Source organism: Pseudarthrobacter sp. PvP004 (assembly GCF_017876035.1).
In the GTDB taxonomy this organism is placed as follows: Bacteria; Actinomycetota; Actinomycetes; order Actinomycetales; family Micrococcaceae; genus Arthrobacter; species Arthrobacter aurescens_A.
This window is the reverse complement of record NZ_JAGINL010000001.1, coordinates 318,555-339,244: the sequence shown is the minus strand read 5'-3', so window position 1 is coordinate 339,244 and position 20,690 is coordinate 318,555. Positions and strand designations below refer to the sequence as shown.

Here is a 20,690-nt window from a genome sequence, read left to right as displayed (position 1 = left end):
GAAAAAAGGAGAACAATGACTGCCATTTCAACAACTCAGTCAGGTGCCCCCGTTACCTCCGACGCGCACTCGAAGTCCGTCGGCGCTGACGGTGCCATCATCCTCACCGACCACTACCTGGTGGAAAAGCTTGCGCAGTTCAACCGCGAGCGGGTTCCGGAGCGTGTAGTGCACGCCAAGGGCGGCGGCGCATTCGGTACGTTCAAGACCACCTCGGACGTTTCGGCTTACACCAAGGCAGCCTTCCTGCAGCCGGGCGTTGAGACGGACATGCTGATCCGTTTCTCTTCCGTCGCAGGCGAGAACGGTTCTCCCGACACCTGGCGCGACCCCCGCGGTTTCGCCGTGAAGTTCTACACCTCCGAGGGCAACTACGACCTCGTTGGCAACAACACGCCCGTCTTCTTCATCCGTGACGGCATCAAGTTCCCGGACTTCATCCACTCCCAGAAGCGCCTCCCGGGCAGCCACCTGCGTGACGCTGACATGCAGTGGGACTTCTGGACCCTCTCCCCCGAATCCGCTCACCAAGTCACCTGGCTCATGGGCGATCGCGGCCTCCCGGCCTCCTGGCGTGAAATGCAGGGCTACGGCTCGCACACCTACCAGTGGATCAACGCCGCCGGTGAGCGCTTCTGGGTCAAGTACCACTTCAAGTCCAACCAGGGCGTCAAGACCATCACCGGTGACCAGGCTGAGCAGCTTGCCGGCTCGGACGCGGACTTCTACATCCGCGACCTCCAGGAGAACATTGCCGATGGCAACTTCCCCTCCTGGGAACTGCACGTCCAGGTCATGCCCTACGAGGACGCCAAGACGTACCGCTTCAACCCGTTCGACCTCACCAAGGTCTGGCCGCACGGGGACTACCCGCTGATCCACGTGGGCACCATGGAGCTGAACAAGAACCCGGAGAACTACTTCGCGCAGATCGAGCAGGCCACCTTCGCGCCGTCGAACTTCGTACCGGGCATCGCCGCTTCCCCGGACAAGATGCTGCAGGCCCGCATCTTCTCCTACGCAGATGCACACCGCTACCGCGTGGGCACCAACCACGCACAGATCCCGGTGAACCAGCCTAAGAACCAGGTCAACAACTACAGCCAGGACGGCCAGGGTCGTTACCTGTTCAACTCCCCCTCCACCCCGGTCTACGCACCGAACTCGGTAGGTGGCCCGGCTGCTGTTGAGCCCACCTCACCGGCCGGTGGCTGGGAAAACGACGGAGAGCTCACCCTCTCCGCCCACACCCTGCACGCTCAGGACGACGACTTCGGCCAGGCCGGTACCCTGTACCGCGAGGTTTACGATGACGCCGCCAAGGCCCGCCTCCTGGACACCATCACCGGTGCCGTTGGCGGCGTGAAGAACCCCGACATCAAGGAACGCGCCATCCAGTACTGGACCAACGTTGACTCCGAGCTCGGCGCCAAGCTCCGCGCCAACCTCGGTGCAGGCCAGACCGAGTCCGACGCCGAAGCAGCCAACAAGCTCTAAGCGTCATTGATTCACTGCATTTCCAGGAACACCCCGTTGCGGCTTCTCCGCGGCGGGGTGTTCCTTTTGTTTTCCACATAGCCCTCCTCGGCTATGGCTGAGCCTGTATCGCCGTCCCTAGGATCCTTCTATGAGCACATTCGAGGGCATTCCTACTGCCGCATTCCGTTTCTACGCAGAGCTTGAAGACAACAACAACCGGGAGTGGTGGCTGGAGCACAAAACAACGTACGACGCCGAGGTAAAGGAACCGCTTGCAGCTCTCCTTTCGGAGCTGGAACCGCAGTTCGGGCCGGCGAAGATCTTCCGGCCGAACAGGGACATCCGTTTCTCCCAGGACAAGTCACCCTACAAAACAGCGCAAGGCGCCTTCGCCGCCAGCCAGGAGGGTGTTGGCTACTACCTCCAAATCAGTGCCGACGGCCTTCTGATTGGTGGCGGATACCACTCCCACACCCCCGCCCAGCTGGCACGTTTCCGGGCCGCAGTGGATGCTCCTGACAGTGGATTGGAGTTGCAGAAGATTGTTGAAGCTGTCGCTGCCGAAGGGTTCGCTATTGAGGGCGAGAAGCTCAAGACCGTTCCGCGTGGTTTCGACCAAGACCATCCGCGCGCTGAGCTGCTCAAGCACAAATCCTTGTCCGCGGGCGTTGAGGTGGGCCAGCCTGACTGGTTGTCCACGCCTGCAGCCAAGGACCGGATCGCTGCCAGGTGGGAGGTGCTAAGGCCACTGGTTGGGTGGGTCAGTGACCATGCGGCGCCTTAGCCGGGCTCATGCCGGCGCAGGCGGTGGTGCTGGTGCTGGTGCTGGTGCTGGTGCTGGTGCTGGTGCGAACACGCAAAAGCGCCCGGAAACCGATGGTTCCCGGGCGCCGATACAGCAATATTGTGCAGCTGTCTGACAAGCTGCTCACATTGTCTACACCTTGGTGAACGTGTCTTCGTCCTCGTCGCCCCTGGGCTGCGTGCTCGTGGTGCCGCCATTGACGGAGGCCCTCGCAGCGGCGAACTTCTCGTTAAGCCGTGAGTGGCGCTGGCCGTAGGAGAAGTAGATGACCATGCCGATGACAAGCCAGATCGCGAAGAAGATCCAAGTTTCCACAGCCAGGTTGGTCATGAGGTAGAAGCAGAGGACTGCGGAGACCCACGGCAGGACCTTGCCGAACGGGACACGGAAAGCAGGCTTGAGGTCCGGGCGCTTCTTGCGGAGAACCAAGATGCCAAGGCTCACCATCACGAACGCGGACAGCGTTCCGATGTTGATCATTTCCTCGAGAAGATCCACCTTGGTCACGCCGGCAACTACGGCCACTGCCGCACCGCAGATGATCTGGAGCCGGGCCGGGGTGGAACGCTTCTCACTGGTCTTGGAGAGCGAACGTGGGAGCAGCCCATCACGGCTCATGGCCAGGACCACGCGGGACAGCCCCATGAGGAGCACCATGATCACGGTGGTCAAACCAACCAAAGAACCGAAGGCAATGACCTTCGCGGCGTCAGTGTTGCCCACGGCTTCAAAAGCTGTGGTCAGCGTGGGGTTCTTGACCTCGGCCAGCTGAGTGTAGGACACCATGCCGGTCAGCGCGAGGGAGACCAGGATGTAGAGCAAGGTAACCAAGGCCAGGCCACCGAAGATGCCGCGGGGCAGGGTCTTCTGCGGGTTCTTGACCTCTTCGGCGGACGTTGCCACCACATCGAAGCCAATGAAGGCGAAGAACACCAGGGCGGCACCAGCGAAGACACCCAAGGTGCCGTACTGGGCCGGGGCAGCCCCGGTCAGGAAGCCGAAGAAGGACTGCTTCATGACGTCGGCAGCACCGGAGTCGGTGGGCTCAGAGGCAGGAATGAAGGGGGTGTAGTTGGAGAACTTCACGTAGCTGAAGCCAACAACAATCACGAACAGAACCACGCCGATCTTGATCAGCGTGAAGACGTTACCGACGCGGGCAGACAACTTTGTCCCCAGCACCAGCAGCACGGTGAAGATCGCGACGATCAGGAAAGCGCCCCAGTAGAGGTCAATGCCGAACACACTGACTGACGGCGGCATTTCAACACCCATCAAGCCGAAGACCGTACTGAGGTAGATGCCCCAGTACTTGGCGATCACGGCTGCGGCGGTGAAAAGTTCAAGGATGAGGTTCCAGCCGATGATCCATGCCAGGACCTCGCCCATGGTGGCGTACGTGAACACGTAGGCGGAGCCTGCCACGGGGATCGCCGTGGCGAATTCGGCGTAGCACATGATGGCCAGCGCACATGTGACAGCGGCGATGGCAAAGGAGATGGTGACGGCGGGGCCGGCAAAGTTTGCAGCAGCCTTGGCACCCACGGAGAAGATCCCGGCACCGACAGCAACGGCGACGCCCATGATCATGAGGTCCCAGGTGCTCAGGCTACGTTTGAGCTTGCGACCGGGTTCGTCGGCATCGGCGATCGACTGCTCGATCGACTTGGTCCTGAAAATGTTCATAAAAATGCCACATTCTGGATGGGAGTGGTATAGGACTCATCAAGAATAGTGTCCGGCCAATGGACGGCCATATTTATCCCAGATAGTGAGACGAGTCCCTGATCCCCGTTACGGCTGTGACTGGTGTGACGAATGCGAGTAGCCTCCATCACACCAGCCCAACCACCTAATTGCTCGGAACGTCCCAGTCCATAATTGTGGATCGGATCAGGAAACGCTTCCCTTCCGGCGACTCAACCGAGAAGCCACTGCCCCTGCCGGGAACCACATCAATGGTGAGGTGGGTGTGGGACCAGTAGTTGAATTGCTCCTTGGACATCCAGAACTCCAAGGGCTGCGGCTGTACTCCGGCTCCGATATCGAAGCGGCCCAGGAGGACATCGGAGTCACCGGTCAGGAACTCCCCCGCCGGGTAGCACATGGGTGCGGAGCCATCGCAGCAACCACCGGACTGGTGGAACATGAGCGGCCCGTGCTGATCCCAGAGCTTTCGAAGAAGTTCCACGGACACCGCGGTGAGCGCCACACGGGAAAAATCTTCCCCGGGCAGCGTCACCGCGGCTTCCAAACTGATGTTGTTCATCAGAACTTCAGGACCACTCGGCCGTCGATCTTGGCGTGCTTCATCTCGTCAAGGACCGCGTTGACTTCGGAGAGCTCACGGGTAGAGACCGTCGGCTTGATCTTTCCCTGGGCGTAGAACTCCAGTGCTTCCTCGAGGTCCTGCCGCGTTCCCACGATCGAGCCGCGGACCGTAAGGCCCTTGAGGACGATCTCGAAAATCGGCGCAGGAAAGTCTCCCGGGGGTAAACCGTTGAACACGATGGTTCCGCCGCGGCGCGCCATGCCGATCGCCTGCCCGAAAGCCGAGGGGTGGACAGCGGTCACCAAGACACCGTGGCAGCCGCCTGTTTCACGTTGGATGACCTCCGCCGGGTCCTCATGCAAGGCGTTGACCGTCAGTTCCGCGCCGTGTTCCTTGGCCAACGCCAGCTTGTCGTCGGCAATGTCCACTGCCGCCACGCGCAGACCCATTGCCACGGCATACTGCACGGCGATGTGCCCCAGTCCCCCGATGCCGGAGATGGTGACCCACTGACCGGGCCGGGCCTCGGTCATCTTCAGGCCCTTGTAGACCGTGACCCCGGCACACAGAACCGGCGCGACTTCCACCGGGTCCGAGCCTTCCGGGATGCGGGCAGCAAAGCGCGTGTCCACCAGCATGTACTCGCCGAACGAGCCGTCAACGCTGTAACCACCGTTCTGCTGAGACTCGCACAGGGTTTCCCAACCAGTACGGCAGTACTGGCAGTCTCCGCAGGCGGACCACAGCCAGGCGTTTCCCACAAGATCGCCCACGGCAACGTCCGTGACGCCCTCACCGAGGGCGACCACTTCACCGACACCTTCGTGTCCGGGAATGAAAGGCGGCGTGGGCTTGACCGGCCAGTCGCCTTCGGCGGCATGGAGGTCGGTATGACATACCCCGGAGGTGATGAGGCGGACCAGCGCCTGGCCGGGACCCGGCGTCGGCCTTTCCACTTCCTTGACCGTAAGGTCGGTTCCGAATTCCGTAACTACTGCAGCTTGCATGGTTGTGGACATTGACGATCTCCTTTGATCGATGAACAGGACGGGTTTAGAAGAAGCCGAGCTTGTTCTCGTTGTAGCTGACCAGGAGGTTCTTGGTCTGCTGGTAGTGGTCCAGCATCATGGCGTGGTTCTCACGGCCAATACCTGAGGACTTGTAGCCACCAAAGGCGGCACCGGCCGGGTAGGCGTGGTAATTGTTGACCCACACGCGGCCGGCCTGGATTTCCCGGCCTGCGCGGTAGGCGACATTTCCATTGCGAGACCAAACTCCGGCGCCGAGCCCGTAAAGGGTGTCGTTGGCGATTCCGATGGCGTCGTTGTAGTCGCTGAACTTGGTCACGGACACTACCGGGCCGAAGATCTCCTCCTGGAAGATCCGCATCCGGTTATGGCCTTCGAAGATGGTGGGCTGTACGTAGTAGCCGCCAGCCAGGTCACCGGAAAGCTCAGCCCGGGCACCGCCGGTGAGCACCTTGGCGCCTTCCTGCTTTCCGATGTCGATGTAGGACAGGATCTTCTCCAGCTGGTCATTCGAAGCCTGGGCGCCAACCTGGGTGTCAGTGTCCAACGGGTTTCCCTGGATGATCTTGTTGGTTCGGGCCACGACGTCCGTCATGAAGGAGTCGTAGATGCCTTCCTGGACCAAGGCGCGGGACGGGCACGTGCAGACTTCGCCCTGGTTGAAAGCAAAGAGCGTGAACCCTTCCTGGGCTTTGTCGTAGAAGGCATCGTTCTGGGCGGCGACGTCGTCGAAGAAGATGTTGGGGCTCTTGCCGCCAAGTTCAAGGGTGACGGGAATGAGGTTGTTGGACGCGTACTGGCTGATCAGCCGGCCCGTAGTGGTCTCACCTGTGAACGCGATCTTGCGGATGCGTGAGCTGGACGCGAGCGGCTTGCCGGCCTCCACACCGAAGCCGTTGACGACGTTCACCACGCCTGCCGGCAGGAGATCGCCGATGAGTTCCATGAGGACCAGGATGGACGTGGGCGTCTGCTCTGCGGGCTTGAGCACCACGGCATTGCCGGCCGCGAGCGCCGGAGCCAGCTTCCACACGGCCATGAGGATGGGGAAGTTCCACGGGATGATCTGGCCGACAACGCCCAGCGGCTCCTTGAAGTGGTAGGCCGTGGTGTCCTCGTCCAGCTGGGAGAGGTGGCCTTCCTGCGCACGAACGGCGGAGGCGAAGTAGCGGAAGTGGTCTGCGGCCAACGGGATGTCGGCGTTGAGGGTTTCGCGGACGGGCTTGCCGTTGTCCCACGTTTCAGCGACCGCGAGGAGCTCAACATTCTCGTCAATACGGTCGGCGATCTTGTTCAGGATGGCTGCGCGTTCCGTGGCCGACGTCTTGCCCCATGAGGGTGCGACCTTGTGGGCGGCGTCGAGGGCCAGCTCGATGTCCTCGGAAGTGCCGCGGGCAACTTCGCAGAAAGCCTTGCCCGTAACGGGGGTGATGTTCTCGAAGTAGGCACCCTTGACCGGGGCAACCCATTCGCCGCCGATCCAATTCTCGTAACGGTCCTTGAACGTGACCTTCGAACCCTCGGCACCCGGCTGTGCGTAAACAGTCATTGCTAGCTCCTTTGCTGCGAATCACGGTGGCTGTCGCCATTGATCCGAGCCTAGGAGCGGGGAGGTTGCAGCTACGTTGCAACCATGTGAGTCAGCTCACGCTTTCAGTTCCGTTTCGATCCGCTCAAGGTCTGCCACGACGGCGGCGCGCTTGGGTGAGCGAGGCGGCAGCAGCTTCAGGAGCGCAAGGCGGAGGTCGACGTCGTACTTCGCCTCGGGCAGCTCAGCGTACTTGAGGAGCGAATCAACGCTGCCGTCGCTAAGCAGTGCCTCGCGCAGCAGGTGAGAGACGCGCTCGCGCAACTGCACGACGCCGGGCGCCTCCGAACGTGGCAAGAGCGCACCTTTGTAGATTTCCAAGGCGATACGGTGGGCGCCGCGCTGAAGGCAGCTAAGCACCTGGCCGGAATCGGGCAAGAGCTCAACCGGCAGACGGTACGGACGGGACCCGGGGACCGCGTCCGGGCTGAGCTCGTGGATGACCTTGCGGAGCCGCACCATCTCCGCGCGGAGGGTGACGGCAGAACCGTCGCCCGGATACAGCTGGGCGCACAGGTCATCAGCACTCAGCCCGGCGGGATGGCTGCTGAGGATCGCCAGGATCTCGCTGTGCCTGGCAGACAGGGAAACCGTCCGGCCCTCGATGCTGAGCAGAGCTTGGTCGCGGCCCAACAGTTGGAGACTGTTCCGGTACAGCGCGTGGCTGGAGGCGGCAGCCGCGCTCCGGCGTCGAGGTTTGTCCCTGACCGCAGCGGCAAGCTGAAGACGCTCGATCCGCAACTGTGCCTGCGCGGCCGCAACGGTTGCCTCCACCAGGGAAAGGGTGTGCGGGGCAACGGCTGTTTCCGTGCCGGTGATGTCCACGACGCCCAGCACCGCACCGGAATCGGGGTCGTGGAAGGGAACCGCCGTGCAACTCCATGGGTGGACGGACCGTTTGAAGTGTTCGGCGCCGGAGATCTGGATGCTCCGGTCAAGAGCCAAGGCGGTACCGGGTGCGCTGGTCCCCACGGAAGCCTCGGACCAGTCAGCACCGGCCACGAACATCATGCCTTCAGCGCGCCGTTGCATCACAGGATCGCCGTCCACCCACAGGAGCCGTCCGACGTCGTCGCCCACTGCCACCAACAGACCACTGTCGTGGCTGGGCTGAACCAGGAGTTTCTTAATAACCGGCATGATGGTGGCCAAAGGGTGCTGCCTGCGGTACTCCTCCAGCTCATCCCGGTCCATCGCAAGCGGCGCCTCGGCGACATCTGGGTTGGCCTGCAGGCTTGCCGAGCGTTGCCAGGATTCACGAACCAAGCGGCGTAATCCGACCATGTCCTCCGGTGCCCCAAGACGCAGGGAGTCCAGCCGTTCGTGGCCAACCAGGGCATGCTTCTGCAGCAGCTCCGCGGCATCGCTGCCTGGAACCGGCGGATGGATTGGATTCCTCATCGAACTCCCTGGCGTCCTGCGCATGTGGTGGGCGGCACGTGATGGGCGGCACAGTACCCTGCAGTCTAGTTCGCGTTGAGGAGATTGTCAGCCGCGGGAGATCCGGATCATTTCCTCTCGCGGAACAACCTTGATGCGCTCGCGGACCACACCATTGCCGTTACCGTCGCTGGAGGTCCAGGCAGTACCCAGGGCAGCCTCGTGGGCATCGAGCCTGTTCCAGCCCTCCCACGTGGTGTATTCCACCCCGCGTTCTTCGAGGAGGTCGATGATCGCCTGCGGGTCCGGGTTCTCCGCCGGGGGCAGATTGAGTCGGTCTTCGAGGAGGAAGCCTATGGTCTCCAAAGCATCGCCCTTGGTGTGGCCGATCAGCCCCACGGGTCCGCGCTTGATCCAGCCCGTGGCGTAGATTCCCGGCACGGGTTTGCCGTCGGCATCCAGGACGCGACCGCCGTCGTTCGGTATGACACCGCGGCGAGCATCGTATTCCAGTTCCTCCAGCGGGGAACCGTGGTAGCCGATGGCGCGGTACACGGATTGGACCGGATATTCGATGAACTCTCCGGTGCCCTTCACGTTGCCCGTTCCGTCCAACTGCATGCGCTCAAACTTGATGCCTGAGACCTTGCCGGGAGTCTCAGGCGAGTCGAGGATCTCCACGGGACTGTGCAGGAAGTGCAGGTGCAGGCGCCGTGACGAGGGCTGCTCCGACTCCGCATGCTCCTCCACCAGCCAGTTGGTCATGGTGTTGACCATGGTCTTGATCTGGTTATTTGTCTTGATGGCTTCATCCGAAGCGTCGTCGAACTCGAAGTCCTCCGGGTACAGGACGATGTCAACGTCCTTGCAGTGGGACAACTCGCGCAACTCCAACGGGGTGAACTTCACCTGGGCCGGGCCGCGGCGGCCGAAGACGTGGACGTCGGTGACCGGGGACTTTTTCAGCCCCGCGAAAACGTTGTCCGGAATCTCCGTGACCAAGAGTTCCTCGGGGTGTTTGACCAGCATCCGGGCGACGTCCAAGGCCACGTTGCCGTTGCCGATCACGGCGATTTCCTTGGCATCCAGTGGCCAGTCACGGGGGACGTCCGGGTGCCCGTCGTACCAGGAAACGAAGTCGGCTCCCCCGAAGGAACCCTCCAGTTCGACGCCGGGGATCCGCAGGTCTGCGTCTTTGATGGCACCCGTAGAGAAGATCACGGCATCATAGAAAGCGCGGAAATCGTGGAGCGTGAGGTCCTTGCCGTAGGTCACGTTGCCCAGGAAGCGGATATCGCCGCGATCCAAAACCTTGTGCAGCGCGTTCACGATGCCCTTGATCCGTGGGTGATCCGGCGCCACGCCGTAGCGGATCAGGCCGTATGGCGCCGGATATGCCTCGAAGAGATCGATGCTTACCTCCACGTGTCCGTCTTTGACCTCGTTGGATTTGGTCAGGATGTCCGCGGCGTAGACGCCTGCAGGTCCCGCGCCAACGATTGCAACGCGAAGCGGACGATTGGGGGTTGTTGCGGCTGAGTTGGACACCGTTAGCCCTTCCGAAGCAGTGAGCCACGCCATTGTTGGGGCGCGCAGATTCCAATTCTAAATGTCCACCCTGCGCCCAGCTGCCTATATGGCAGGAGTCACAGAAATTGATAAAGATTGCGGAATATTGCGGGCTCAAGCGGCGTTGGCGACAATGTGTCGACACCGGAACAGATCACTGCTAACTCTCCCGCTTCAAGCCAGCCAACGACGGCGACAGTCGGGGGCGGCGGTGGAGGTACCGGCGGTTCCGGTAACGCCGGCGGCAAGCCCGTGAGGAGCGAGTCGACGGCGGGAATCCTGTTCGGCATCGGCGCCTACGGTCTGTGGGGCCTGCTTCCGTTGTACTTCTTCGTCCTGATGCCCGCCAGTGCCATGGAAATTGTGGCCAACCGCATCGTCTGGTCCTTGCTCTTCTGTGCGCTGCTCATCACGGTCACGCGGGCCTGGAAGACATTGTGGGCGGCGGTGAAGGATCGTTCGGTGTTCGGTCCCCTCGCTTTGGCTGCGGTCCTGATCGCCATCAACTGGCTCACGTACACTTTCGGCGTCACCACGGGCCATGCGGTTGAGACGTCCCTGGGTTACTTCATCAACCCGTTGGTTTCGGTGTTGCTCGGCGTTTTCGTCCTGAAGGAGAAGCTGCGTCCCCTGCAGTGGGCAGCTGTGGGCATTGGCTTCGTTGCTGTAGGTGTGCTGACGTTCTCCTACGGTCAACTCCCGTGGATCGCCCTGATCCTTGCGTTCAGCTTCGGACTGTACGGCTTCGTGAAAAAGCGTGTGGGTCCCAAGGTTGACGCCCTCACCAGCCTCAGCGTCGAGACCGTGGTCTTGGCTCCCTTCGCCGGCATCACCATGGTGGTCCTCGGAGTGACAGGCGTCCAGACTCTCACCACCCTGGGCGCAGGACACTTCTGGCTGCTGGTGGCCTCCGGTGTCATTACTGCTGTACCACTGCTGTTCTTTGGCGCCTCAGCCCGCCGCCTTCCCATGACCACCATCGGCTTGCTGCAGTACTTCGCGCCGGTCCTTCAGTTCATCGTGGCCTTGACGGTGTTCAACGAGACCATGACCACTGCCCGTTGGATCGGCTTCTGCGTGGTGTGGTTGGCACTGGTGTTGCTGACCATCGACATGCTTCGCACCACCCGGAAGAACTCCGTGATGAAGAAGAAGGCGCGCCTGGCAGCTGCCGGCGCCTAGGCCTGGCCCTTCGAAATCGCGGGAGAGGTGCGGGGGCGCGGGAAAGCTGCGAGGACGCCGAAACTATCCCTGCGGTTTGGCAGCCTTCCCGCGAATTCAGCGTGAAGAGCTGCTCAAACTACGCCTGAGCAGTTTTGTTCATTTCTGTTGAGGGGTCCGGGAAGCGGACATAAGGTTGCGGAAACTTTCACCGCAATCTCGTCCCCCCACCCCCTGCTACCCAAGTAACTGGCAGTAGTGGTTGTTCCCAGCGCTGGGAACAACCACTACTGCCAGCCAGTTGGGATGCACGAACGGAGCAGTTTTGAACTTCACTGGACCCACCATGAGCCGCAGGACCCTTTTCCGCACGACAGGGGCTGCCGCCCTTGCCGGAGTCCTGCTTTCCCAAGCAGGACCATCCTTTGCCTCGACCGACGCCAGCTTGCAGGAGCTGATAGATCGACGGCGGTTGGTTCTCACCGGGGGCCGGAGCGCCGCGGACATACCGGAACTGGCGGCCCAGCTTGAGGGAATGGGCAAGACCGCCGAGAAATGGTGGACGTCCATGGATAAGACCACGGCCAGGACGTCATTGTGGAGCGATATTCCGCTGACGGGCATCGGACAGTCCACGGCCGCTACCGGAAACATGGGCCTCCACTTCAACCGGCTCTACGACATGGCGCTTGGATATGCAGTACCGGGCAATCCCTTTGCGGGCAATCCTGCACTGGCGGCTGACATTGTGGCGGGCCTGCAACTTCTGAGCAGCACGGCGTATAAGCCTTCCACCAAGGCGGCGGGCAACTGGTGGTTCTGGGAGATCGGCGTCCCCCGCAAGACCGTGGACATCCTGACACTCCTGCATGCTGAAGTTCCCGAAGCCCTGCGGACGTCCTTGTTGGCAGCTGTCCGCTGGTTCGCTCCCAATCCGAACTGGCGTGGCCGTGCTACATCCCTTGCAGAGACCGGGGCCAACCGGGTGGATAAGTCCCTGGCGTGCTGCATGCGGGGCATCCTGGACAACAATGTTGGTGACATTGCCTTGGGCAGGGACGCCCTGAGCGACACCGTCCGCGGCGGGACCAACAGCGTTTTCACCTACGTGAGCAGTGGTGACGGTTTCTACGCCGACGGCTCCTACGTTCAGCACTCATACCTCCCCTACGCGGGCACGTACGGCGTGGTGGCTTTAGCAGGCATCGCTGAGATCATCGCCATGCTCGGAGGGAGCAGCTGGGCGATCAACGACCCCAAGCGCACTGTACTCCTGGACGCGGTGGAGGACACTTACGCCCCGTTCGTGTGGGACGGGCGGATCATGGACACCATTCGTGGCCGGGCCGTCTCCCGTCAGCGGGAACCGGACTATGTCAGCGGCTTCGGGCTGATCTCAGCTGTCCTGCTATTGGCGCCGGGCTGCGAGGAGCCGTATCGTTCCCGGTTCTTGGCGTTGGCCAAGGGCTGGCTGGAACGCTGCGCGGACCAAAAACTCGTGGGGCATCCAACCCAGAGCCTGGCCAAGTCCTTGCTGTCCCTTGGGGTTCTCTCCGATTCCGCCGTGGTTGCCGCCCCGGCGCCGGTGTACAGCCGGATGTTCGCCGACCAAGACCGCCTGGTGCACCACCGTCCTCAGTGGGGTTGCACAGTGAACCTCTCCTCAAAGCGCATCGGCCGCTACGAATGGGGCAACAGCGAGAACAACCTGGGCTGGTACCAGGGTGATGGCATGACGTTCCTCTACACCCGCCAGGACCCCTCCCAGTTCAGCGCCGACTTCTGGCCAACCGTGGATCCCTATGCTCTCCCCGGCACTACCGTCACTGACCAGGTCAGGGCCAGCGGGGCTGGTGCCGCGGGAACCGGCATCCCCCGCGCATTCCAAGCCTTCGCCGGTGGGCTCACCGTCGATGGTCGCTGGGGCCTTGTTGGCATGGACCATCTGAACCACAACAAGACACTGTCTGGAAGAAAGTCGTGGTTCTTCCTGGACGACGCCGTGGTCTGCCTGGGCGCAGGAATCATCGGCACGGGAGGCGCCGCAGTCCTGACAACTGTCGAGAACAGATCCTTCGCGGCAGAAACCGTGCCTGCGTTGCGGACCGATTCCAGGAATCGCCGCATGGCACCCGGGGACGCGGCCGTGCAGCTCAAGCGGTCCCTGCACCTTGAAGGGCACGGGGGCTATGTTTTCCTTGACGCTCCAGGCGTGTCAGGGACAGCTGAAGTTTCGGTGGTCCGCCGCACGGGCAGCTGGTTCGACATCAATTCAGGGGCAGATACCGGCGGCACCACGGATGCGACCACAAGGGACTATGTGACTGTCACGCACCGCCACGGCGTAGATCCGGCGGGGTCCGGCTACGCGTACATGATCCTGCCGGCAGCCGGCCATTCAACAACGTTCTCCCAGTCCGCCAGCCCAGACGTGAAGGTCTTGGCCAACTCGGCGGAGGTCCAGATGGTGGAGGTAGCCAAGGAGAAGCTGGTCATGGCCAACTTCTTCGCAGTCGGTACCGCGGGCGGATACACGAGCTCAGGGCCGTGTACCTTGGCCGCGCACCAGACCGGGGACAAACTCACCTTGTCCGTGGCTGATCCGTCCCGGACACAGCCATCTGTGCGCATTACGGTGGACGGCTCGTGGGCAACGCTTGTGGACTCCGATCCTGGAGTTGCCCTCGTCAGCGCCAATCCCCTGGTCCTTGAGGTCCAGCTCGACGGACACGGCCACCAGAAGAACCTGACGCTGGGCACCTAGGCGCGTTCCGCCGTCGAGATCGCGGGAAAACTGCCAGATCGCAGGGAAACCTCCGGCGAATTCGATGGGTTCCCGCGAACTCAGCGGAAAACAAAAAGAGGGCCGGGTCCACAAGTGAACCCGGCCCTCCTTGTCTGCAGCGTTGAGAGTTACGCGTGGGCCTTGATGGCTGCGGCGAGGACCTCGAGGCCATCGATGAGCAGTTCGTCGCTGATGACCAGCGGCGGGAGCAGGCGGATCACGTTGCCGTAGGTGCCACAGGTCAGGATGATGACGCCTTCCTTGAGGCAAGCGGCGGCAACTGCCTTGGTGAGCTCGGCGTTCGGTTCCTTGGAGCCGGGCTGAACGAGTTCGATGGCCAGCATTGCGCCGCGGCCGCGAATGTCGCCAACCACGGAACCCCCGCCTGCGGAAAGCTCGGCTGCCAATTCGCGGAGCTTGCCCAGGGCGAGCTCTTCGATGTGGCGGGCGCGGCCGTTAAGGTCGTGCTGCTCCATGGTGTCGATCGCTGCGAGTGCTGCTGCGCAAGCAACCGGGTTGCCACCGTAGGTGCCGCCAAGGCCGCCCGGGTGGACGGCGTCGAGCAGGTCGGCGCGGCCGGTGATTGCGGACAGCGGCAGGCCGCCGGCGATGCCCTTGGCCATGGTGATGATGTCCGGGACAACACCTTCGTGGTCAACGGCGAACCATTCGCCCGTGCGGCAGAAGCCGGACTGGACCTCATCAGCGATGAAGACGATGCCCTTCTCCTTGGCCCACTCGGACAGTGCCGGGAGGAAGCCTTCGGCCGGAACGATGAAGCCGCCCTCACCCTGGATGGGTTCGATGATGATCGCGGCAACCTGGTCGCCACCGATCTGCTTCTCGATCATGGTGATGGCACGCTTGGCGGCCTCGGCACCGGTGATTTCCGGGTTCTCTTCACGGAACGGGTAGCTCATGGGCATGCGGTAAACCTCGGGCGCGAACGGGCCGAAGTTGGTCTTGTACGGCATGGCCTTGGCAGTCAGCGCCATGGTCAGGTTGGTGCGGCCGTGGTAGGCGTGGTCGAAAGCTACGACGGCGTCGCGGCCGGTAGCCAGGCGTGCAACCTTGACAGCGTTCTCCACGGCTTCAGCGCCGGAGTTGAACAGCACGGTGCGCTTGGCGTGATCGCCCGGGGTGAGGCGGTTGAGCTGCTCGGCAACTGCAACATAGCCCTCGTACGGGGTGACCATGAAGCAGGTGTGCGTGAAGTGCGCAGCAGCTTCCTGGACAGCGGCGACGACAGCGGGGTCGGACGCACCGACGCTGGTCACGGCGATGCCGGAGCCGAGGTCGATGAAAGAGTTGCCGTCCACGTCGCGGATGATGCCGCCGTCGGCGTCTTCAACGTAGACGGGGACGCCCGAGGCGACGCCGGCAGCAACGACGGCGGAGCGGCGCTCAGCCAGTGCCTGCGACTTGGGGCCGGGGAAGGCGCCGTTGATGTTGCGCTTCTGCTCGATGCGGTACGAGAGTTCGTTCGCGGTGGTGGTCATGAGGTGGTTGCCTTTCTGGGAAATTCGTACGGGTTACGCGAACGCGTTATGCAACTGAGTTATGCATCCAATGCACTCATCACGTGCTTGATGCGCGTGTAGTCCTCGACGCCGTACATGGAGAGGTCCTTGCCGTAGCCGGACTGCTTGAAGCCGCCGTGCGGCATCTCTGCCGTCAGGAGGATGTGGGTGTTGATCCAGACCGCACCGAAGTCAAGGTCGCGGCTCATGCGCATGGCCGTGCCGTGGTCGGTGGTCCAGACGCTGGACGCCAAAGCGTATTCGACGTCGTTGGCCAGCTCGAGTGCTTCTTCTTCAGTGCTGAACTTCTGAACGGTGATGACCGGACCGAAGGTTTCCTTCTGCACAATGTCGTCGCTCTGCTTGGCGCCGGAGATGATGGTGGGCTCGAAGAAGAAGCCCTTCTCGCCTGCGCGGTGCCCACCGGTTTCGATCTTGCAGTTCGCCGGGAGGTTTTCCACCACGGAGGTGACGGCGTTGAAGTGGTTCACGTTGTTGAGCGGGCCGAAGTAGTTGTCTTCGTCGTTCTGGGAACCGGTCTGCAGGGTCTTGGTGTGCTCCACCATGGCTGCCACAACGTCGTCGTGGACCGAGTCCTCGATGAGCACGCGGGTGATGGCCGTGCAGTCCTGGCCGGCGTTGAAGAAGGCGAACTCGGCGATGGCCGCTGCGCTCTTCTTGATGTCGGCGTCCTTGAAGACGATGGCCGGAGCCTTGCCGCCAAGTTCCAGGTGTGCACGCTTGAGGCCCTTGGCTGCACCGCTGGCCACGGCGATGCCTGCCCGGACGGAGCCGGTGATGGAAACCAGGCCGGGAACCTTGTGGTCAACCATCATGGCGCCGGTTTCGCCGGTACCGAGGACAACGTTGAGGACACCGGCCGGGAAGATCTCGCCGGCAAGGCGGGCCAGGACCAAGGTGGATTCGGGGGTGGTGTCAGAGGGCTTCAGGACAACGGTGTTGCCTGCTGCCAGGGCGGGGCCGATCTTCCAGATGGCCATGAGGAACGGGTAGTTCCACGGCGCAACCTGGGCTACGACGCCGATCGGTTCGCGGCGCACGTAGGAAGTGTGGCCCTCGAAGTATTCACCGGCGGACTTGCCTTCAATGATGCGCGCTGCACCGGCGAAGAAGCGGAGCTGGTCGGCGCCCGCGGCAACTTCCTCGGAGGCGATCAGGGAACGGACCTGTCCGGTGTTGCGGTGCTGGGCTTCCACGAGTTCGTCGCTGTTGGCCTCGACGGCGTCGGCGAGCTTGAGGAGCATCAGCTGGCGCTGGCCCGGGGTGGCCTTTTTCCACGACTTGAAGGCCTGGTTGGCCGCGGTCATGGCGGCGTCCACATCGGCCTGCACCGAAATGGGCGACTTGGCAACGATTTCCCCGGTGGCGGGGTTCACGATGTCCAGGAGACCCGTACCTGCCGGCGTAACGAATTCGCCGTTGATGAAGTTCTGCAAGGTTTGAACCACGGTGTGCAACCCTCTTTCGGAGTCTGGGCATGGATTTAGCTGATCAGAGCCTATGCCAGGGAGGGGGTCCAAGGAATAGCCAGCTGCACACACAACGACCCCCCACTTAGTGCGCTTGACCAATGCCGGGTTACGCTTTAAGCATGGCAATGTCCCTCGCTTCGCTCGTCGCTGTCCCCTCCCTGAAACTCCGCCAATCCGGCCTCGCCGAGACCACATGGAACCAGGACATCAGCTGGGTTGCCGTGACTGAGCTGGAAGATCCCCAGCGCTTCCTCAGCGGCGGAGAACTGGTCCTCACCACCGGGCTGCGCCTCAAGAGCGCTGCCGACCAGCGCCGTTTCGTCCGCCAGGCCCAGCGCGCCGGAGCAGTCGGGATCGGCTTCGGCATCGGCCTCACCCACGAGTCCGTTCCGGAAGCGCTCATCGCAGAAGCCAACCGCTGGGGGTTGCCGCTTGTTGAAGTCCCCTACGAGACCCCCTTCATCGCCATCGGAAAACTCGTGGCAGAGTCGCATTCCGCCGACCATTACTCCAACTTGGAGCGGCTCCTCGCGGGACACCAGATCCTGGCTCGCTCCCTCCTCACCGGTGGCGGCCTGAACGAACTACTCAAGCAACTGGGCAGCATGCTCCGTACCGATGTGGTGCTCACCCAGTTCAGCGCGCAGCTCTACAACAGCGTGGCCGGCAAACCGGCTCCGACGGCGGAGGGCTGGGCTTCGTATCCGATTCCCACCGGCCGCAGGGACGCCTGCACGCTCTGGCTCCGGCAGCCGTTCGTGGACTCAGGAATCGTGAGCTACGCGCAAAACCTCATCAGCGTTGAGCTCAACAACATGGTCAAGCAGCGCCAGTCCCAGCGAGCCATGGCCGGTCAGGTGCTGGACGACGTCATTCACGGCACCTTGGAAACCATTGAAGCCGCCCGGCGTTTGGCTGGCGTCGGCATCAACAGCACCCGGAAGAACGTGGTGCTCGTTGCGGAGTCCGTGGCACACCACAAGCAGCTGGTCAGCATTTCTCTGCCCCAAGCGCTGGAAGCCGGCGTCAGCGCCGTCGTCGGAAAGGACCTGGTCACCGTCATCAGCGACGACGGCAGTTCGGCCACCGCCTTGGCGAAGAGCCTCAGCGACCACTTGCAGGAGGCCGGCATCCACGCCGTCATTGGTATCGGCGGCGCGTACACGAAGCCGAACGGCTTGCGTTGGAGCTACTTTGAAGCGCGCGACGCCGTGGCGCACGGCTTGCCGGTCAACGAGCCGGAACGCCTGAGCCTGACGTCACTGTTGCTCGCCAGCGAGGATGTTCCTTTGGCGGACATGGCCAGCGAGTCCCTCACGCCGCTGCGGAAGTTCGATGCCGCCCACGGGGCCGAACTGGTGGCCACGCTGGAAAGCTACCTGAACCACAACGGGTCAGTGGCCGCCGTGGCCGAGGCACTGACCCTGCACCGAAATACGGTGCGTTACCGTTTGGCGCAGATCACCGAACTGACGGGCTACGACCCCTCCCAGACGCAGGACCGTGTGCAGCTTTGGCTCGCCCTGGCTGTGCAGCGACTGGGCTCCCGCAACCCGCGGTAGACCCCTCTCGAAGTGAGCGCGGAGAGCTTCGCCACAAAACTCTAGACATTAGACGTCAAACGTCTAACCTTTAGATATGGCCGCGACGACTCCTCTTACCCCCAGCACCGGAAACATCCCTACAGTTAGCACAGCCCAGGCTGCCCCTGCGCCTTCGGCAAGTTCCGCAGTCCCCAAGACGCGCGTCGTCGCCGTCGTCGGCATTATTGCCGTAGTGCTCATCGGCCTGAATCTCCGCGCCGGCATCACCAGTGCCGCCGCCCTCTTCCACGAGCTGCAGCAGGTGCTCGGTTATGGAGCATTGGTGGCCTCGATCCTGCCCTCCATCCCGCTGCTGTGCTTTGCAGTTGCGGGCATGGGAACGTCATGGCTGACGCGTCTGGTGGGTGTGGAGAAAGCAATCGCGATCGCACTGGCACTGCTTGCTGGCGGCCTGCTGCTGCGCGGTGTTCCGGTGACGGGCGCCCTCCTCGGAGGCACCGTCCTGGCCATGTCCGGCCTGGCCGTGTGCAACGTTGCCATGCCGTCGTTCATCCGTGAGCACTACTCCGAGCGCACGTCCATGATGACCGGCCTGTACACGTTCACCATGTCCGGCGGAGCCACCTTCGCGGCAGTTGTCAGCGTGCCCCTGGCCCAGGAGCTCGGCTCGCCGTCCATGGGTCTGGCCGCGTGGGGCCTGTTGGGCGTTGCTGCGCTTCTCGGCTTCCTGCCGGTGGTCCTGCACACGCACCGGAACACCACCAAAACTGACCGCCCCCGCGTTTCCATGTGGCCCCTCCTGCGCACCCGCCTGGGCATCCTGATCACCGCGATCTTCACGTTCCAGGCCTTCCTGGCCTATGCCGTAATGAGCTGGTTCGCCTACATCCTGACATCGCAGGGTCTCAGCGCCTCCGAAAGTGGCCTGCAGTTCGGTGTGATGCAGTTGGTCTCCGTGGCAGCGGGCATGATCCTGCTCGCGTTCGGCTCGCGGCCGGGCATGCTCCGCCCCGCCCTGTACCTGGCAAGCAGTTCAACGCTGGTGGCCATCGCCGCCATGCTCTGGCTGCCGACGTCATTGGCCGTTGTGCCTGCCGTGCTGTTCGGGTTCGGCCTGGGCATTTTCCCGCTGGTTCTTGTGATCATCAGCCGCAGCGGACGCTCAACGGCGGAAACCACCGCCCTTTCCACCATCGCCCAATCGCTGGGATACTTGATTGCGGCAATTGGCCCCTTCGGCATGGGACTTCTCCACAGCGCCACTGGCGGCTGGGTGCTGCCCCTGAGCTTGCTGTCCATCGTGGCCGTGGCGCTCATGGTCACTTGCCATCTGCTCACGAGTAAGCGCACTGCCACCAAAACCGGACCGAGGACAGCATGACCCTGACCCCTTCGCATCGCCCGGCCCTTGCCGAGGAGATCACCGCCAAGCTGCGGGACATGATCAAGTCCGGTGAATGGCCGCTTCAGGAGCGAATTCCTGCCGAGCCCGAGCTCATGTCCTCGCTGGGCGTTTCGCGGGGAACCCTGCGCGAAGCCATCAAAGCACTGGCCCACTCGGGCATGCTGGAGGTCAGGCGCGGGGACGGCACGTACGTCAGGGCCAACAGCGAGATGTCCGGGGCTGCACAGCGAATGTACCTGGAGCACACCCAAGAGCACATCGTGGAAGTACGGCTCGGCCTGGACACCCAGGCGGCCCGCCTGGCCACCAAGCACGCCACAGTGGATGACCTCGCCGAAATGCGCCGACTCCTTGCCCTAAGGCACGACGCCTGGCAGGCCGAGGACTACCCCACGTGGGCCAGTGCCGACTGGGAATTCCACGAACGCGTTGCCTTGGCTTCAGGGAATCCGCTGCTGCACCAGCTGTATGTTTCCTTCGGCGGCGTCTTCCACAACGACCTCCTGCGGCAGCAGCGCAAGGGCGGCTTCAACGGCATCCCCCGTGAAGGCCACGACGAACTGGTGGACGCCCTGGAGGCCCATGATCCCGATGCCGCCGTGGCCAGCGTGTACCGGAATCTGGACTACTGCTCGGACCAGGGCCCGCGGTAACGTCTGCT

General features: G+C 62.8%; 16 protein-coding genes. 8 read left to right on the top strand and 8 right to left on the bottom strand.

From position 1 onward, the window contains the following. Positions 1-15 precede the first annotated feature (15 nt). The 3 genes from J3A64_RS01440 to J3A64_RS01430 all read left to right on the top strand — a co-directional run bounded on the left by J3A64_RS01440 (position 16) and on the right by J3A64_RS01430 (position 2,430). Positions 16-1,497, top strand: coding sequence for a catalase (locus tag J3A64_RS01440; RefSeq protein ID WP_210063502.1), 1,482 nt, complete (start codon positions 16-18; stop codon positions 1,495-1,497). Between the two features lie 130 nt (positions 1,498-1,627). Next, positions 1,628-2,263, top strand: a complete 636-nt coding sequence (locus J3A64_RS01435) for a DUF2461 domain-containing protein (protein ID WP_014922455.1) — start codon at positions 1,628-1,630, stop codon at positions 2,261-2,263. Between the two features lie 8 nt (positions 2,264-2,271). Then, entirely contained in the window at positions 2,272-2,430 is a 159-nt protein-coding gene (locus J3A64_RS01430; RefSeq protein WP_159101465.1) for a hypothetical protein, read from the top strand. Here J3A64_RS01430 and J3A64_RS01425 read toward each other — a convergent pair. From J3A64_RS01425 to J3A64_RS01400, 6 genes are all read right to left on the bottom strand, one after another. Continuing rightward, positions 2,417-3,970, bottom strand: a complete 1,554-nt coding sequence (locus tag J3A64_RS01425; RefSeq protein WP_011775697.1) for an APC family permease — start codon at positions 3,968-3,970, stop codon at positions 2,417-2,419. The genes J3A64_RS01430 and J3A64_RS01425 overlap by 14 nt on opposite strands. Before the next feature lie 166 nt (positions 3,971-4,136). Beyond that, entirely contained in the window at positions 4,137-4,553 is a 417-nt protein-coding gene (locus J3A64_RS01420; protein ID WP_210063501.1) for a DUF779 domain-containing protein, read from the bottom strand. Beyond that, positions 4,553-5,575, bottom strand: a complete 1,023-nt coding sequence (gene adhP, locus J3A64_RS01415; RefSeq protein ID WP_210063500.1) for an alcohol dehydrogenase AdhP — start codon at positions 5,573-5,575, stop codon at positions 4,553-4,555. Before adhP ends, J3A64_RS01420 begins: the two co-directional genes overlap by 1 nt. A gap of 34 nt (positions 5,576-5,609) precedes the next feature. After that, complete coding sequence (locus J3A64_RS01410; RefSeq protein WP_011775700.1) at positions 5,610-7,133, bottom strand: aldehyde dehydrogenase family protein; 1,524 nt, start codon at positions 7,131-7,133, stop codon at positions 5,610-5,612. Positions 7,134-7,229: 96 nt separating this feature from the next. Continuing rightward, positions 7,230-8,573, bottom strand: coding sequence for a helix-turn-helix domain-containing protein (locus J3A64_RS01405; RefSeq protein ID WP_043806245.1), 1,344 nt, complete (start codon positions 8,571-8,573; stop codon positions 7,230-7,232). 87 nt (positions 8,574-8,660) lie between these two features. Then, the gene (locus J3A64_RS01400) at positions 8,661-10,100 is read right to left on the bottom strand and encodes an FAD-dependent oxidoreductase (protein ID WP_210063499.1); all 1,440 of its coding nucleotides are present in this window, start codon (positions 10,098-10,100) and stop codon (positions 8,661-8,663) included. Positions 10,101-10,217: 117 nt separating this feature from the next. Here J3A64_RS01400 and rarD point away from each other — a divergent pair, with 117 nt between their 5' ends. Together rarD and J3A64_RS01390 are read left to right on the top strand one after the other, a co-directional pair. Next, a complete protein-coding gene (gene rarD / locus J3A64_RS01395) occupies positions 10,218-11,303 on the top strand; it encodes an EamA family transporter RarD (RefSeq protein ID WP_210063498.1) in 1,086 nt (361 codons plus the stop codon). Positions 11,304-11,628: 325 nt separating this feature from the next. Then, on the top strand, positions 11,629-14,046 hold the full coding sequence (locus J3A64_RS01390) for a polysaccharide lyase 8 family protein (RefSeq protein WP_286176133.1): 2,418 nt from the start codon (positions 11,629-11,631) through the stop codon (positions 14,044-14,046). 149 nt (positions 14,047-14,195) lie between these two features. Here J3A64_RS01390 and gabT read toward each other — a convergent pair whose 3' ends face one another. Together gabT and J3A64_RS01380 are read right to left on the bottom strand one after the other, a co-directional pair. Continuing rightward, the gene (gene gabT, locus J3A64_RS01385; RefSeq protein ID WP_011775705.1) at positions 14,196-15,566 is read right to left on the bottom strand and encodes a 4-aminobutyrate--2-oxoglutarate transaminase; all 1,371 of its coding nucleotides are present in this window, start codon (positions 15,564-15,566) and stop codon (positions 14,196-14,198) included. A gap of 59 nt (positions 15,567-15,625) precedes the next feature. Further along, entirely contained in the window at positions 15,626-17,056 is a 1,431-nt protein-coding gene (locus J3A64_RS01380) for a gamma-aminobutyraldehyde dehydrogenase (RefSeq protein ID WP_043471414.1), read from the bottom strand. A 143-nt stretch (positions 17,057-17,199) separates the two neighbouring features. Between J3A64_RS01380 and J3A64_RS01375 the strand changes: the two genes are divergently transcribed. From J3A64_RS01375 to J3A64_RS01365, 3 genes are all read left to right on the top strand, one after another. Beyond that, on the top strand, positions 17,200-18,642 hold the full coding sequence (locus J3A64_RS01375) for a PucR family transcriptional regulator (RefSeq protein ID WP_210063496.1): 1,443 nt from the start codon (positions 17,200-17,202) through the stop codon (positions 18,640-18,642). A gap of 76 nt (positions 18,643-18,718) precedes the next feature. Beyond that, positions 18,719-20,005 carry an MFS transporter gene (locus J3A64_RS01370; RefSeq protein WP_210063495.1) on the top strand — a complete coding sequence of 429 codons (1,287 nt, stop codon included), beginning with the start codon at positions 18,719-18,721 and terminating at the stop codon, positions 20,003-20,005. After that, a complete protein-coding gene (locus J3A64_RS01365) occupies positions 20,002-20,682 on the top strand; it encodes a FadR/GntR family transcriptional regulator (RefSeq protein ID WP_011775709.1) in 681 nt (226 codons plus the stop codon). The genes J3A64_RS01370 and J3A64_RS01365 overlap by 4 nt, the downstream gene beginning before the upstream one ends. Positions 20,683-20,690: the final 8 nt, after the last annotated feature.